Origin of the sequence: Sporosarcina psychrophila (genome assembly GCF_001590685.1) — a bacterium.
Classification (GTDB): Bacteria; Bacillota; Bacilli; order Bacillales_A; family Planococcaceae; genus Sporosarcina; species Sporosarcina psychrophila.
Map to the genome: position 1 here is coordinate 4,582,501 of NZ_CP014616.1, position 2,500 is coordinate 4,585,000.

Annotated in this window: 3 tRNA genes and 2 rRNA genes (1 of these 5 cut by a window edge); all 5 read right to left on the reverse strand. The window is 51.6% G+C overall.

The features are described from left to right. Positions 1-4 precede the first annotated feature (4 nt). Positions 5-80 (reverse strand) — tRNA-Lys (locus AZE41_RS21525). 6 nt (positions 81-86) lie between these two features. Then, positions 87-162: transfer RNA gene (locus AZE41_RS21530), tRNA-Thr, on the reverse strand. Positions 163-187: 25 nt separating this feature from the next. Next, positions 188-263: transfer RNA gene (locus AZE41_RS21535), tRNA-Val, on the reverse strand. A gap of 64 nt (positions 264-327) precedes the next feature. Then, positions 328-443: ribosomal RNA gene (gene rrf, locus AZE41_RS21540) — 5S ribosomal RNA — on the reverse strand. Positions 444-595: 152 nt separating this feature from the next. After that, positions 596-2,500: ribosomal RNA gene (locus tag AZE41_RS21545) — 23S ribosomal RNA — on the reverse strand; it runs 1,026 nt beyond the window's last position.

Consider the following 2,500-nt stretch of genomic DNA (forward strand, 5'->3'; position numbering starts at 1 on the left):
AAAATGGTGAGCCATGCAGGATTCGAACCTGCGACCCTCTGATTAAAAGTCAGATGCTCTACCAACTGAGCTAATGGCTCGAAAAGTGGTGCCGGAGAAAGGACTTGAACCCTCAACCTACTGATTACAAGTCAGTTGCTCTACCAGTTGAGCTACTCCGGCTAATAAATTTCGCTATAAAATAATATGGTGGAGGATGACGGGCTCGAACCGCCGACCCCCTGCTTGTAAGGCAGGTGCTCTCCCAGCTGAGCTAATCCTCCTGGGTATAAGTTAGACAATAATAAACTACTTGTCCTTTTGAACATCTATGTAATGAATGTACAAGCCCGGCGACGTCCTACTCTCACAGGGGGAAACCCCCAACTACCATCGGCGCTGAAGAGCTTAACTTCCGTGTTCGGGATGGGAACGGGTGTGACCTCTTCGCAATCGTCACCAGACTTTTGTCATCTTTCTCAAGAGACATTATTCATTATATCATATAGGCAATATAATTGCAAGTACTTTTTTTATGAACGGTACTTATTCGCTCAAAACTGAATAAAACAGACATTGTGCTACACGAATCAGGGTAATCAAGCCCTTTTCAAAATTGGTTAAGTCCTCGATCGATTAGTATCCGTCAGCTCCACACGTCGCCGTGCTTCCACCCCAGACCTATCAACCTCATCTTCTTTGAGGGATCTTACTTACTTGCGTAATGGGAAATCTCATCTCGAGGGGGGCTTCATGCTTAGATGCTTTCAGCATTTATCCCGTCCATACATAGCTACCCAGCGATGCCTTTGGCAAGACAACTGGTACACCAGAGGTATGTCCATCCCGGTCCTCTCGTACTAAGGACAGCTCCTCTCAAATTTCCTGCGCCCGCGACGGATAGGGACCGAACTGTCTCACGACGTTCTGAACCCAGCTCGCGTACCGCTTTAATGGGCGAACAGCCCAACCCTTGGGACCGACTACAGCCCCAGGATGCGATGAGCCGACATCGAGGTGCCAAACCTCCCCGTCGATGTGGACTCTTGGGGAGATAAGCCTGTTATCCCCGGGGTAGCTTTTATCCGTTGAGCGATGGCCCTTCCATGCGGAACCACCGGATCACTAAGCCCGTCTTTCGACCCTGCTCGACTTGTAGGTCTCGCAGTCAAGCTCCCTTATGCCTTTGCACTCTACGAATGATGTCCAACCATTCTGAGGGAACCTTTGGGCGCCTCCGTTACTCTTTAGGAGGCGACCGCCCCAGTCAAACTGCCCGCCTGACACTGTCTCCTGCCCCGATAAGGGGCATGGGTTAGAAGTCCAATACAGCCAGGGTAGTATCCCACCAACGCCTCATCCGAAGCTAGCGCTCCGGAATCCAAGGCTCCTACCTATCCTGTACAGGCTGCACCGGAATTCAATATCAGGTTACAGTAAAGCTCCACGGGGTCTTTCCGTCCTGTCGCGGGTAACCTGCATCTTCACAGGTATTATAATTTCACCGAGTCTCTCGTTGAGACAGTGCCCAGATCGTTACGCCTTTCGTGCGGGTCGGAACTTACCCGACAAGGAATTTCGCTACCTTAGGACCGTTATAGTTACGGCCGCCGTTTACTGGGGCTTCAATTCGAAGCTTCGCTTGCGCTGACCTCTCCTCTTAACCTTCCAGCACCGGGCAGGCGTCAGCCCCTATACTTCACCTTGCGGTTTTGCAGAGACCTGTGTTTTTGCTAAACAGTCGCCTGGGCCTATTCACTGCGGCTCTCTCGGGCTTTAACACCCTACCAGAGCACCCCTTCTCCCGAAGTTACGGGGTCATTTTGCCGAGTTCCTTAACGAGAGTTCTCTCGATCACCTTAGGATTCTCTCCTCGCCTACCTGTGTCGGTTTGCGGTACAGGCACCTCCCGCCTCGCTAGAGGCTTTTCTTGGCAGCGTGAAATCAGGGACTCAGGGATAAATCCCCTTGCTGTAACAGCTCAATGTTATAGGAACGGGATTTGCCTCATTCCACACCTCACTGCTTAGACGCGCATAACCAACAGCGCGCTCACCCTATCCTACTGCGTCACCCCATTGCTCAAACGGCGGGGAGGTGGTACAGGAATATCAACCTGTTGTCCATCGTCTACGCCTTTCGGCCTCAACTTAGGTCCTGACTAACCCTGAGCGGACGAGCCTTCCTCAGGAAACCTTGGGCATTCGGTGGAAGGGATTCTCACCCTTCTTTCGCTACTCATACCGGCATTCTCACTTCCAAGCGCTCCACCAGTCCTTACGGTCTAGCTTCGACGCCCTTGGAACGCTCTCCTACCACTGACATCTAAGATGTCAATCCACAGTTTCGGTGATTCGTTTAGCCCCGGTACATTTTCGGCGCAGCGCCACTCGACCAGTGAGCTATTACGCACTCTTTAAATGATGGCTGCTTCTAAGCCAACATCCTGGTTGTCTGGGCAACGCCACATCCTTTTCCACTTAACGAATACTTGGGGACCTTAACTGGTGGTCTGGGCTGT